The organism is Bacillus sp. KH172YL63, assembly GCF_011398925.1.
Lineage (GTDB): Bacteria > Bacillota > Bacilli > Bacillales > Bacillaceae_B > Rossellomorea.
The window spans coordinates 2,028,867-2,041,802 of the sequence record NZ_AP022842.1 but is presented as its reverse complement, the minus strand read 5'-3'; the positions used below and the strand labels follow the sequence as shown (position 1 = coordinate 2,041,802).

The following is a 12,936-nucleotide window of genomic DNA, read 5'->3' as shown; positions in this document are numbered from 1 at the left end:
TTTCACTAATAAGGGAGGGACTTTCTATGGATTTAGCATTTATTATTACAATCTTTCTGATCGGTTTTATCGGATCATATATTTCCGGGATGGTGGGAATCGGGGGGAGTATCATTAAATACCCGATGCTCCTTTATATCCCGCCTTTACTCGGTGTTGCAACATTTTCTGCACACGAAGTATCCGGAATCAGTGCCGTACAGGTGTTCTTTGCCACTCTTGGCGGCGTTTGGGCTTACCGAAAGGGAGGCTTTTTAAACAAAACGCTTATCACCTATATGGGTGTCAGCATTTTGATTGGTAGCTTTGTCGGAGGATACGGTTCAAAATTCATGAGTGAAGCAGGAATCAATATTGTCTACGGTATTCTTGCATTGATCGCCGCTGTCATGATGTTCATCCCTAAAAAGGGCATTGATGACGTGAAACTTGAAGATGTTTCCTTCAACAAATGGCTGGCAGCAACGCTTGCCCTGATCGTAGGGGTCGGCGCTGGTATCGTCGGCGCTGCGGGAGCATTCCTGCTTGTACCAATCATGCTCGTTGTCCTAAAAATCCCAACCCGTATGACCATCGCTTCTTCATTGGCCATCACGCTGATTTCATCCATCGGATCGACGGTTGGTAAAATCACGACAGGTCAAGTCGATTATCTGCCTGCCATGATCATGGTAGTAGCCAGTCTAATCGCTTCACCACTAGGTGCAATGGCCGGCAAGAAAATGAACACAAAGATCCTTCAAATGATCCTTGCAATTCTCATCTTGGGGACTGCCATCAAAATTTGGGTGGATATACTATAATGAATGAGAGCCTGGAGCCTTCGTACCATCTATTCTTTAAATAGATGGCATAAAGGTTCCAGGCTTTTCTTCTGTGAAGGAATTTCATGACTTTTCCAGAAAGGCTTATACAATTCTACTATTCTTATGTACAATGAGGTATATGGACATCCATTTCCATATACCGTTAAAAAAGGAGAGAGAGCCATGTCTGGAGAAGAAGCATCGAGAAAAAGAACATTACTTAAACAACATATCGAACATAAGCTTGAATCCGATCAAATCTCATTTACAAGTAATGCAGATGGTTTATTCGTTTTAGATCTGGAAGGTCGATTCATTTATGCAAATAAGCCGTGCGAACTGATAACAGGATATTCCCCGAATCAATTGACTGAAAAAAACTTCATTGAAATCATCCCCCCGACCGAAAAAGGTTCTTCTTTCATCCATTTCCCCTCGGTTAAAAATGGAAGTATACAAAACTTCGATTTCACAGTGATGCATGCACAAGGCACATTGGTGGAAGTCAATATCACCATGTTCCCAGTGGAAACATCCAATGAAATCATCGGCGTATATGGAATTGCCAAGAACATCACCTCTCTCAAAAGAAATGAAGAAGAACTGAAGAGACGGGAAGAACTGTATAGTAAGATGGTTGAATTCTCTCCTGATACAGTAATGATCAGTCAAAATGGCATTTGTCAGTATATCAACGAAACCGGCATCAATTTCCTGAAAGCGAAATCGAAAGACGACATCGTGAATCGGAACATCCTTGATTTCATTCACCCAGACTACAAAGAACAAGTGTTAAGAAGAATTGAACGTCTTAATAAAGGGGAAGCGGTTCTCCCTGAAATCGAAAAGCTTATTTGTCTGGACGGTTCTGTTGTGGAGGTAGAAGTGAAGGCAATCCCAACCTATATCCATCATGAGCTAGTGTCTCACGTCATGATCCGGGATCTCTCACAGAGGAAACTGACCGAAGAGCTCATGATCAGGTCTGAAAAATTATCAGTGGCCGGTCAGCTGGCAGCAGGCATCGCACACGAAATCCGCAATCCGATCACATCCATCAAAGGTTTCCTCCAGCTGATGGAGAGGGATCATACATATAAGCAGTACTATTTCGACGTGATCATGAGTGAAATGAGCAGGATTGAATTGATTTTGAATGAACTGCTGTCCCTGGCAAAACCCAAGGTTTCGGATATGCAGGAAGTAGACCTGATTGTGTTATTGAAACAGGTCATCACACTGATTAATACAGATGCCATCATGAAAAACATTGAGATACAGACTACATATAAAGAAGATTCGTGCATCGTCATTGGGGATGCCAATCAGATTAAACAGGTATTCATTAATTTCATTAAAAATGCCATTGAATCCATGAGTATGGGTGGCAGGGTATCGATTCATGTAGAGGAAATCGAACAAATGGCCTGCGTCTGCTTCATCGATGAAGGGGAGGGGATACCGAAGGAAGTGTTGAACAGAATCGGAGAACCATTCTTTACTACAAAAGAGAATGGAACGGGACTCGGCATCATGGTCAGTAAGCAAATCGTCGAAAATCACCTGGGGGATGTGAATATCACGAGCGGGTCAGGAGGGACATGTGTCAAGGTGGCTTTTCCCCTTCCTGTGTATGCTAAGGATTGACCGTGATACCGTCCATTCTAAAAGTGTGTAACGTTTCATATACATGTTTCGTCTAAGAAGTAAATCAGACCCTGGATGGATGAAAGCCGTCTAAGAATAGCTTACAATGGGGAAATGGCCGGGTTGTCCCGGCTGATCGATCACAATGATTAGAAAAGGGAGAATGAACATGAAAAAGATGATGGGAATCGCCTTACTATGTACACTACTGGTTAGCGGGATTCAATCAGCGTCAGCAGCAGATCATGATAAAGCAAGCATTAATGAAAAATTCGGACTGCCTATCGTCGTGTATGGGGAAACGCTGACCTCTCAGCAGAAAAAAGAAGTCCAAGCCCAACTGGGTGTGGATGAAGGCACTGAGGTTGAAGAATTCACCGCCACTGGTGAAGACCTTGTAAAATATATAGAGGGTGAAAACCGCAACGCCCGCATGTTTTCATCTGCCATGATCACCCGGAAGGAAAAGGGTGAAGGGCTTACAGTGAATATCGTCACGCCTGAAAATATCACTGAAGTGACCAATTCCATGTATTCCAATGCCCTGTTGACGGCAGGGGTGGAAAATGCAGTCGTTGATGTTGCATCCCCTGTGAAGGTGAGTGGACATTCCGCGTTGGTCGGGATCTACAAAGCCTATGATGTCAGCGGGGAGAAGCTGGATACGGTTCGGATGGAAGTGGCAAATGAAGAACTGAATGTCGCAACTGAACTGGCAAAAGAAGCAGGGATCGACAAAGAAGAAGTCAGCAAACTGTTGACAGAGATCAAAAAAGAAATTGCCGATCAGAATCCTGCCACAAAAGAAGAAATCGAGAAAATCGTTGAAGAGAAGTTAAAAACGTTGAATATTGATTTAAGTCCTGAAGATCGTCAATTGCTGATTGATCTATTTGATAAGATGCGATCCCTTGACATCAACTTTGATAATGTTCAGCAGCAGCTTGATGACTTGACGAAAGATATTCAAAGCACAATCAAAGACATCGTGAATGATAAAGGATTCGGCCAAAAGGTGTCTGATTTCTTTACAGCTCTCATCGAAGCGATCAAAGATTTCTTTGCTTCCATTAAAAATTTATTTGGTTAAGCGATAAAAGCGAAAGACCGAGTCGGAAATGACTTTGTCTTTCGCTTTATTTTATTTCCTGAAAGACTGCAAGTGAACTAAACCTCCAGAAGAGGGAACTTCAAATACACAGTGGTGCCTTTATTTTCCTCACTTTCGATGAACAATGTCCCTTCATGTTTGCGCATGATTTCTTTGGCGATAGACAAGCCAAGTCCGTATCCGCCTGTATCACGGGTTCTTGAGAGATCTGAACGGAAGAAACGTTCACCGATTTGTGAAAGAGATGCTTGTGGAATGCCGATTCCCTCATCTTTTATCTTGACGACCGCCATGCCTTCTTCTTCATAGGACCATACGACGATTGAGCTGTTTCTCTGTGAGTATTTGAAAGCATTGTCAAGGACATTATAAAGCACTTGCATCACCCGGTCCGGGTCCCCGGATATGATTAAGTCTTCGTCCAGCTCATGTTGAAAGTCAATTTGCTTTGATTCTGCAAACGGGCGGATCATACTGAGTGAATCCATGATGAATTGTGACAGGACAATTGGTTCAACGTCCAATGAAAATGATGCATCTTCCAACTTGTTCAGTTCTAACAGTTCGGTAATCAGCTTCTGCATGCGTACGGATTCCTTTTGGATGAGCTGGAGGCTGTTTTCGATTTCCTCCGGGTTCATCTGCACCTTATCTGTCAATGCTTTTGCATAGCCGCCGATATAGGTAAGGGGGGTACGCAATTCGTGGGCAACATTTGAAAGAAATTGCCTCTTCCGTTCTTCCTGGTGCTGAAGGGAATCCACCATACTGTTGAATGTATGGGCAAGCTCAGCCATTTCATCATGAGATGTAACGGTGACCCGTTCAGAGAAATCTCCCTTTGCCACCTTATTGGAGAAGTTCTGCATTTCCCTTACTGGTTTGAACAGGGAGGAAAGCGTTGATTGAATAATGATAAAAAGGACGAAATAAAACAGGACCCCGGCCAACAGTAAAATCGGAATGCCTTTACTGAATACTTCCGTCATTTCGGCAAGGGGGATGTAAATGAACAGATAACCCATTAATCTCTCTTCATTCATCAAGGGGAACACAGCCCCGATTACATTCCGGTGGAACTCTTTCACATACCCTTCCTTCATAATATGTGCACCTTGTTTGAGTACATGAAGATCGCTTTCATTAATGAGAGGCTTTTCTTCAATCTGATATGGAAAACTGATTTGTAAATCATCAAGGTTTTCCACTACAGTCACTTCATACGGAGAAATCACGTTATACCACAGGATTTTATCTTTGACATTCCCGCTGACATCACCGTAATGATAGTGGTCTGCCGTCCGCTGTCCCTGATAGAGGAGGGACTCTTTGACAGTCCCGATGTAAAGATCCTTATAAAGAAAGTGGATAAACAGAAACGAGAAGACAATCGTTAAAAATAAACTGCTCAATAACAGCAGGGACACTTTTTTATTTAGGGAAAGGGATCCTCTCTTCACAGTGAGACCTCAAATTTATACCCCAGCCCCCAGACTGTCTCTATCAAATGCCCGTATCCTTTTAACTTCAGGCGCAGTGTTTTGATGTGGGTATCCACCGTCCGGTCGCTTCCTTCATAATCATTTCCCCAGATGTGATCAAGGAGCTGATCCCTCTTATAAACCCTCCCTTGGTGTCTTGCCAGGAAAAGGAACAATTCATATTCCTTCAGTGTCAATCTGGGAGAATGGTCACCAACAGTCACCGTTCTCGAAGCCAGATTGAATGATACAGGACCAAAACGTTCCACCATTGAACGCTGACTCATCTGCACGCCGTACGACCTGCGGAGGATGGTTTCAATCCTTGCAACCAATTCTTCTGCATTGAAAGGCTTTACCATATAGTCGTCACTCCCGAGTTTGAGCCCTTTCACTTTATCCAGGTCATCACCTTTTGCCGATAGGAAGATAAAGGGGACCTCACTTCTTTCCCTCACTTCTTCCAACAGCTGAAAGCCATCCATAAATGGCATCATGATATCCACAATCATTAAATCAATGTGGGTTTTATTCAACTGATCTAGGGCGGCGAGTCCATTCTCAGCTTCAACACAAAAATAGTGCTGCCTGTTTAAATACAGTTTGATCAGCTGTCTCATTTCCGGTTCATCGTCAACGATCAGTATATTCCATTGTTTCATTCAAACCACTCCAAACTCAAAAATAAGAAATTGCATCAAGTATTATTATAGTGAATAACCGTGAACTTTTTGTGAGATTTTATCAACAATTTATGTATATTTCTGTTCCTGCGGCATGGAACCGACGACCTTCAATTTGATGGTGATGCAACGAACCCCAGCAGAGCAAACGAAAGCATACAATCACCTAAAAGTGCTGTTTGACATTATACCCAATGGGGTATATAATACATATAGACATGAGGCGCATAGCCCAAAATAAAGAAGAAGAGGTGCAACACATGGAATTCTTAGGATTAATCATTCTTGCCGTACTTATTATGCTTTATATGATGGTGAAAAAAAACGGGAAAGGCATCAATCAAATATCCACGGGTGAACTAAAAGGGATGCTCAACGATCGGAGCAAGCAATTTATCGACGTGAGAACACCAGGGGAATATAAAAACAAGCATATCAAAACATTTAAAAATATGCCGTTACAATCCCTCCACAAGCAAACGGACCAACTATCGAAAGAAAAAGAAGTGGTGGTCATTTGTCAGAGCGGGATGAGAAGCGCAAATGCATGTAAAATCTTAAAACAAAAAGGGTTCACCTCGGTCACGAATGTACGCGGCGGGATGAACGCCTGGAATTTAATATAAACCAATCCGCATGAAAAAGGGGAGAAACAAATGAAGACCATATTGGCAAGTGAAGTGAAAAAGCGACTGGAATCAGGGGAAACGCTGAATATCATCGATGTCCGTGAAGTGGCAGAAGTGAAAACCGGAAAAATCCCGGGAAGTGTAAACATTCCACTTGGATTACTTGAATTCCGAATGAATGAATTGAACAAAAGAACAGATTATATCGTAGTCTGTCAATCTGGCGGCAGAAGCAGCCAGGCAGTCAAGTTTCTTGATTATCAAGGGTTTTCAGTCACCAATATGCAAGGTGGAATGTCTGTATGGGAAGGGAAAATGGAATAGACTGACGAAATTTTATATACCCATACAGGTTTAAAGAATCATTTAAAGGATAATGTATGACTATTGAGGAAAAATAATTTTGAGGGAGGAGTTATGATTATGACGATGACAATCAAACAATTATCAGCAAGCGAGCTCACTAAAAAAATCATTAACGGGGATAAAATGTTCATTCTCGACGTCCGTCCAAAAGATGCTTTTGATGATTGGAAGGTGGAAGGAAACAACGTTACCATCATCAACAAACCTTTTAACGAGCTGAAAGAAAATCTTGAATCGGTTAAAAACACCCTCCCGCAAGGTGAACCGATTTATGTCATATGTGCCAAGGGAAATTCTTCAACGAAGACTGCAAACATGCTGATTGAAGCAGGGATGGACAACATTTACTCAGTGGAAGGCGGAATGCAAGCCTGGAGTGAGCATCTCGAACCCATTAAAATCGGGGACATTCCACATGGAGAAGTATACCAATTTGTACGGATCGGCAAGGGATGCCTATCCTATGCAATTGTGTCGGATGGAGAAGTGGCATTCATCGATGCAGCCCGTTTATTGGAACCTTATAAAACCTTTATCCAGGAGAAAGGTCTGAAAGTCAAAGCAGTTCTTGATACCCATCTGCATGCCGATCATATTTCTGGCGGCCGCCAATTAAGCGAGGAATATCAGGCACCTTATTATTTACCGCCGAAAGATGCGGAAGAGGTTCAATTCGATTTTACTGCACTTGAAGACAATACCGTGGTAGAAGTGGGCGACTCGAAGATCGAAGCGGTCTATTCACCCGGTCATACAATCGGAAGCACATCATTTATTGTAAATGAGCATTACCTGTTAACAGGCGATATCCTGTTTATTGATTCCATCGGAAGACCGGATTTAGCAGGTAAGGCCGAAGATTGGGTCGGCGATTTAAGACAAACGCTATATTCACGTTACAAAAATCTTGAAAATGACCTGATTGTCCTGCCGGCACACTTCATGACGATTGATGAAATGAATGAAGACGGTTCGGTGTCACAATCATTGAATGCTCTTTATAAAGAAAATCATGGGTTGAATATCGAGGATGAGAAAGAGTTCAGAAAGACTGTCACTGAAAATCTCCCTCCTCAGCCGAATAGCTATGAAAAGATCCGGGAAACCAATATGGGTAAAATGAAACCGGATGACGATGAAAAACGCGAGATGGAGACAGGTCCGAATCGCTGTGCCGTACGTTAATCCTGTCGTTTTCTGATAGAAAGACAAAACGATCCCGAATGCCTTTTCGGGATCGTTTTATGGATTGAGAGGACGTGATATTTCATGGAAGAAACACCAGAGTCTAAGTATATACAACAGCATCTGGCAAATGAACGAACCTTCCTGGCATGGATCAGGACAGCGATTGCCATGATTGGGATCGGGTTTCTTACTACGAGCCTTCATTATAATTCCCTGCAGGGAAGCCCTCTGCAAGACCGCATCGCCATCATCATCAGCGCTGTGTCAATTATCATCGGCCTCCTGATCATTGGAGGGGCGACCGTCAATTATTACCGTACGAGGAAGCACATCAATACGCAGACATTCACCTCATCAGATGCATTCATCAAAGTGATGGCAGGCGTCGCAATCATCATTTTAATATTTGTGACCGTATATTTTCTTTCTTTTAAGTAATGGAAACATAAAAAAACCGACAGCTTCGTGCCGGAAAAAGGGCTTCGAAACCGTCGGATTTTCTTTTATTAATGGTTATTTCTTCACATCACTTAATCCTGCTTTTGTTCATTGTAATATTGAACTGATGTCATGGCACCTTCACTTACCATCGAATTATCTTCTATATTTTTCGGATCAGGATTGCCTGCTTTTTCAACAGGAAGATCTTGTTTTGTCCTTTTTTTGATTTTTGTGATCAAGCCTTCTTTCATATTGTGAAGCTGATTGCGCTTCTCCTTGGAAGAGAGTATCCAACCTAAAGACCCTGCTGTCACAGTCGCGCCGACAAGTAATGATTTATTCATTTTCATATCCTTTTCCTCCATTCAATAGTATCGTGATTTAATATGTTCATCCTTTTCCCCCTGCACATAAAAATAAACATTGGCTCAGTTTACACTTGTGATAAAGTGGACAACCGCAACATTCTGGTGGAAAATGAATACACAGTCTAATGTTGAAAGGATGAATTGTGTGAAAGTATTATCTAAAGAAAGCATCATCGGATTTATCGGAACAGGTGTCATGGGCCAAAGCATGGCTGCTCATATCCAGAAAGCGGGATACTCACTTCTTGTATACAACCGGACGAAAGAGAAGGCCACGCCGCTGATCGAAAACGGCGCGAAATGGGCCGAAACACCGAAGGAATTAGCTCAAGCTTCAGACGTCGTCATCACGATGGTCGGTTATCCTTCAGACGTTGAGAAACTTTACCTCGGAAGTGAAGGTATCCTGCAACATATGAAACAAGGCGCCCTGGCCATCGATATGACCACTTCTTCACCTGCACTCGCAGAGAAACTTGCCCAGGCAGGGAGCGAGAAAGGAATATCAGTGTTAGATGCCCCGGTTTCTGGGGGAGATATTGGCGCTAAGGAAGCCAGATTATCCATCATGGCAGGGGGAAAAGAAAGCAGCTTTACATACGCAGAACCTTTATTGCAACTCTTGGGCACTAATGTGGTGTATCAAGGAAAAGCGGGTGCAGGACAGCATACAAAGATGTGTAATCAGATCACGATTGCATCAAATATGATGGGGATCAGTGAAGCACTTCTGTATGCAAGAAAGTCAGGCCTTGATCCCCGTCAGGTACTGAAAAGCATCACATCTGGTGCAGCAGGGAGCTGGTCACTGAGCAACCTCGTTCCAAGGATGATTGAAGGGGATTTTGCCCCTGGTTTTTTTATAAAGCACTTCATCAAGGACCTGAAAATCGCCCTTGATTCAGCAAGAGACATGGAAATCAGGACACCGGGCCTGGAACTCGCCCTTTCACTTTATGAGGAATTGGCTTCTAAAGGTCAAGAAGACAAGGGAACGCAAGCGTTGATTCAATTATTGGACGGATCGCTTGATTGTTGAGCTCGATTCAGTGAATTTTCGTGAATGAACATACTCTTGATAAAACTGGAAATAATAAGATGCAGACTAAAATATGTGAAAGACAGGTGAGCGGGTTGAGAAAAAACTCATTTAAACGATTATCCAGAGTCATATATACGTATGGTACGATCATGACCGCAGTCGCATTCTTAGTATCATATTTCCAGACAAAATCGATCATCAAGGCGATAAAAAAATACAGTCCCTATCATTAGGTTATCATTTGCAATATTCCATGATAACTTGGACAATGGATGGGAGAATACGATTGGAGGTAGGAACATTGAAATTAGCAGGAAAGAAAGTCATTCAATTAGTAAGCGCCGATTTCGAAGACCTTGAGCTGTGGTATCCAGTGCTGCGCTTGAGGGAAGAAGGGGCTACAGTACATATTGTAGGGGAAGAAGCAAATCAGCAATACATCGGAAAATATGGCGTCCCTATTCAATCTGAGTTTGCCTTCGGCGATATCAACCCGGATGAATACGATGCCATCCTCGTACCTGGAGGGTGGTCACCTGATAAACTTCGCCGATATGAAGAAGTCATTTCCATGGTTCAGCAGATGGACAAGGAGAAGAAACCGATCGGCCAGATTTGCCATGCAGGATGGGTATTAATATCCGCCAAAATCCTCCAGGGCGTGACCGTTACAAGTACACCCGGGATCAAGGATGATATGGAAAATGCCGGTGCAACGTGGGTAAATGAGCCTGTCGTAACCGATGGACATATCGTTTCCAGCAGACGGCCGCCTGATCTGCCTGATTACATGAGAGAGTTTATTGTAGCCCTGGAAAAATAGGTTGAAAACCCAGGGACCGGGCGTTAGAAACATAAAAAATCCGAACAATCATACGAAATTCTTTACGAAAATCGTATGGGTTCGGATTTTTTTGTTATTGACAGGTTGAGCACATGCCGGCTCGTAACAGGAATCAGGTCGAATACTCCGACGGGAAAAGCTGAATAAGTGAGATGCCTGAGGTGTGACTATCTTCTGCAATTCGAAAAGGTCCTGATATTCCATTGGTCACTGCTTCTCAAAAAAAAAGAAATGGTAGGTAGTTCAGTGATTTTTAAAATCTATCTTTGCCAGTTGATTGGAGCGGAAGATGCTCGACTCCTTCGGGAAACGCTGGAAAGGTGAGACCCACTGGCTTTGCATAAGTGTAAATCAATTTCAATTTAAGTAAAAATATTACAGTTGGATTTACCTGTGGGAACAAAAAAGAGAAACTCTATAAAAGATTATTGTTTGTTCCCATTTTTTTGTAATATTATTTTATCATCCTTTTAACCTGTTTCTTTCTTTGTTTGACGATGAGAGCGACGGATCCGAAATCTACTTCTTTTGGAGGTTTGTCGGGGATCTTCTGCCTGCCTCTCGAAGTCCTTTTTGGAGTGTAGTCCAAGGCAGCTTGTAAGTCCCCCCATGTCCGATGGAGGTAAATCTGAATATGTCTAAGAATAGACAACATACTTTTTTGAGATTTCGTCTTCAACTTCACCATCAAAGTAAGAATATAGGTAATCATTGCGATAAACATTTGGTTCCATATGCCTTTCGGTTTGGTACTCCAAACATTCACAAATCGAAGAGATTGTTTGATCCACTTAAAAAATATTTCAATGATCCAACGGTTTTTATAGATGTCTGCGATTTCACTTGGCGTTAAGTCCCATCTTGTCGTAGCTACTTTATACAACTTTCCATTCTCATCCTGATATTCCACTAATCGTACCGGCTCCATTTTCTTTTCTACACCTAATATTACTTTGGCATCTCTTAAGATTTGATCCCGACTCCCCTTCAGGGATTTCACGCTCTTCCTCGACTTGTATGCGGATATCATTCTTTAATCGAATCACGAATTTAATGTTGTTTTTGATCCATTGATTCATCCTGATTTTATCCATGTATCCACGATCCATCACATAGGTGGCATCGCTTGATTCGATTAAGAATTCTCCCCCTTCATGATCTGAAGCTTTCCCGTTTGAAGGGACAATTTTATCGGGATAATATACATCCGGTGAGGCCACCACCAAACGGGTGTGCATTTTGACAACGTTCCACCCTTTGGTGACATAGGCCCATTCAGACAATACAGGCGGTAGCTTAATATGGGTCGCATCAACAATATGAAGTTTTCCGATATTCGGAAGGCCTGAAAATGAGTGCATATAGGGCTTTAGGTTATTGAGAACTTTGAAAAAAGAGTTTGTAGAATAGTGGTATCTAATTCGTTTATCCTTCTACTTAGTTGAGAACTACTTATACTCTCGATTCCAATGTCATTCATAAAGTCCTGGTTCGCTTGCATTTGGGTGTCAAATTCAGGATACGATCCCCATTTATCCAATTGAGCCGTAACAAAAATTTTGACTAACTGTTCAATCGAAAGCTTTTTATTATTGTAATTTAAAAGTGGACAAGCCAAACCCTCGGTAGGTAATAACGATAAACATTGACTAATGACTGATTTTGAGTTATCATAATGAGGTTAATTTGGTGCTCCTTTGTAGATAGTTTGTTTTGGGAACAAACGCTCAACATATCTACAATAGGAGCTTTTTTTGTGTTTGTCTATCTATCAACGTACCAAAAGAATAATGAACTACAGAGTATAGAAACAGAGAATTACTTTTTTTGGAATTTATGCAAAGCCAGTGGGTGAGACCCCGCAGGCGCAGCCGAGGAGGCTCACCAACAGCCCCGCGGAAAGCGAGCATCTGTAGCGGAAATCAACCGCATCTCGCTTAATTAAAATGTTCTTAAGCCACAATGTTCACGAAACAATGCCTTAGATTTGAATCACACCTTCCTCTAAATCTTCCTATCCCGTTTATTCCGGTCACTGACTCTATTGAAGAAAGTCTGTTTGACTGACTGATGGGTCGTGATCGCTATTCCTGTAGCAATAAAGCCATTGGAAATCCCGTTTAAATCAAACCCTAATGTCCAGCCGCTGACAACAACTGAAACACCCAGCAGTACCCAGATGATGAGCCAGTCAGGCACATGAGGCGTGCGTTTGAATGCATACCCCAATACCCACAATATCGGAACAAGCACGGTGACTTGAGGGTCGATGGAAATCCCGTTCAACAGATTTTCAATCATCCAATTCACTCCCTATTATGATTCTTGAC

At 42.3% G+C, this 12,936-nt stretch carries 15 protein-coding genes; 9 read left to right on the top strand and 6 right to left on the bottom strand.

Annotation, left to right across the window (positions count from 1 at the left end):
• Positions 1-26: 26 nt before the first annotated feature.
• The 3 genes from KH172YL63_RS10150 (at position 27) to KH172YL63_RS10140 (ending at position 3,543) form a co-directional block, all read left to right on the top strand.
• Positions 27-803, top strand: coding sequence for a sulfite exporter TauE/SafE family protein (locus KH172YL63_RS10150; RefSeq protein ID WP_173105988.1), 777 nt, complete (start codon positions 27-29; stop codon positions 801-803).
• Between the two features lie 186 nt (positions 804-989).
• Positions 990-2,453: a PAS domain S-box protein gene (locus tag KH172YL63_RS10145; protein ID WP_173105987.1), complete on the top strand. Its 1,464-nt coding sequence runs from the start codon at positions 990-992 to the stop codon at positions 2,451-2,453.
• A gap of 169 nt (positions 2,454-2,622) precedes the next feature.
• Positions 2,623-3,543, top strand: a complete 921-nt coding sequence (locus KH172YL63_RS10140; RefSeq protein WP_173105986.1) for a DUF1002 domain-containing protein — start codon at positions 2,623-2,625, stop codon at positions 3,541-3,543.
• Positions 3,544-3,620: 77 nt separating this feature from the next.
• On the opposite strand, the gene KH172YL63_RS10135 is transcribed toward KH172YL63_RS10140, so the two are convergent.
• Together KH172YL63_RS10135 and KH172YL63_RS10130 are read right to left on the bottom strand one after the other, a co-directional pair.
• Positions 3,621-5,024: a sensor histidine kinase gene (locus KH172YL63_RS10135; RefSeq protein WP_173105985.1), complete on the bottom strand. Its 1,404-nt coding sequence runs from the start codon at positions 5,022-5,024 to the stop codon at positions 3,621-3,623.
• Positions 5,021-5,707, bottom strand: coding sequence for a response regulator transcription factor (locus KH172YL63_RS10130; RefSeq protein ID WP_173105984.1), 687 nt, complete (start codon positions 5,705-5,707; stop codon positions 5,021-5,023). The genes KH172YL63_RS10135 and KH172YL63_RS10130 overlap by 4 nt, the downstream gene beginning before the upstream one ends.
• A gap of 281 nt (positions 5,708-5,988) precedes the next feature.
• On the opposite strand from KH172YL63_RS10130, the gene KH172YL63_RS10125 reads away from it, so the two are divergent.
• The 4 genes from KH172YL63_RS10125 to KH172YL63_RS10110 all read left to right on the top strand — a co-directional run bounded on the left by KH172YL63_RS10125 (position 5,989) and on the right by KH172YL63_RS10110 (position 8,349).
• Positions 5,989-6,354, top strand: coding sequence for a rhodanese-like domain-containing protein (locus KH172YL63_RS10125; RefSeq protein WP_173105983.1), 366 nt, complete (start codon positions 5,989-5,991; stop codon positions 6,352-6,354).
• A gap of 30 nt (positions 6,355-6,384) precedes the next feature.
• Entirely contained in the window at positions 6,385-6,681 is a 297-nt protein-coding gene (locus KH172YL63_RS10120; RefSeq protein ID WP_173105982.1) for a rhodanese-like domain-containing protein, read from the top strand.
• A 105-nt stretch (positions 6,682-6,786) separates the two neighbouring features.
• The gene (locus KH172YL63_RS10115; protein WP_173108125.1) at positions 6,787-7,908 is read left to right on the top strand and encodes an MBL fold metallo-hydrolase; all 1,122 of its coding nucleotides are present in this window, start codon (positions 6,787-6,789) and stop codon (positions 7,906-7,908) included.
• 84 nt (positions 7,909-7,992) lie between these two features.
• Complete coding sequence (locus KH172YL63_RS10110) at positions 7,993-8,349, top strand: YidH family protein (protein ID WP_173105981.1); 357 nt, start codon at positions 7,993-7,995, stop codon at positions 8,347-8,349.
• Positions 8,350-8,441: 92 nt separating this feature from the next.
• On the opposite strand, the gene KH172YL63_RS10105 is transcribed toward KH172YL63_RS10110, so the two are convergent.
• A complete protein-coding gene (locus tag KH172YL63_RS10105) occupies positions 8,442-8,702 on the bottom strand; it encodes a hypothetical protein (RefSeq protein WP_173104249.1) in 261 nt (86 codons plus the stop codon).
• A 163-nt stretch (positions 8,703-8,865) separates the two neighbouring features.
• On the opposite strand from KH172YL63_RS10105, the gene KH172YL63_RS10100 reads away from it, so the two are divergent.
• Positions 8,866-9,759 (top strand): NAD(P)-dependent oxidoreductase, encoded by an 894-nt coding sequence (locus KH172YL63_RS10100; protein WP_232066170.1) that lies wholly within the window; start codon positions 8,866-8,868, stop codon positions 9,757-9,759.
• A 304-nt stretch (positions 9,760-10,063) separates the two neighbouring features.
• Complete coding sequence (locus KH172YL63_RS10095; protein WP_173105979.1) at positions 10,064-10,585, top strand: type 1 glutamine amidotransferase domain-containing protein; 522 nt, start codon at positions 10,064-10,066, stop codon at positions 10,583-10,585.
• 475 nt (positions 10,586-11,060) lie between these two features.
• On the opposite strand, the gene KH172YL63_RS21730 is transcribed toward KH172YL63_RS10095, so the two are convergent.
• From KH172YL63_RS21730 to KH172YL63_RS10085, 3 genes are all read right to left on the bottom strand, one after another.
• On the bottom strand, positions 11,061-11,534 hold the full coding sequence (locus KH172YL63_RS21730; protein WP_269475212.1) for a transposase: 474 nt from the start codon (positions 11,532-11,534) through the stop codon (positions 11,061-11,063).
• Positions 11,500-11,967, bottom strand: a complete 468-nt coding sequence (locus KH172YL63_RS21600) for a transposase (protein WP_269475211.1) — start codon at positions 11,965-11,967, stop codon at positions 11,500-11,502. Before KH172YL63_RS21600 ends, KH172YL63_RS21730 begins: the two co-directional genes overlap by 35 nt.
• 643 nt (positions 11,968-12,610) lie before the next feature.
• Positions 12,611-12,907 (bottom strand): phage holin family protein, encoded by a 297-nt coding sequence (locus KH172YL63_RS10085; RefSeq protein ID WP_173105978.1) that lies wholly within the window; start codon positions 12,905-12,907, stop codon positions 12,611-12,613.
• Positions 12,908-12,936: the final 29 nt, after the last annotated feature.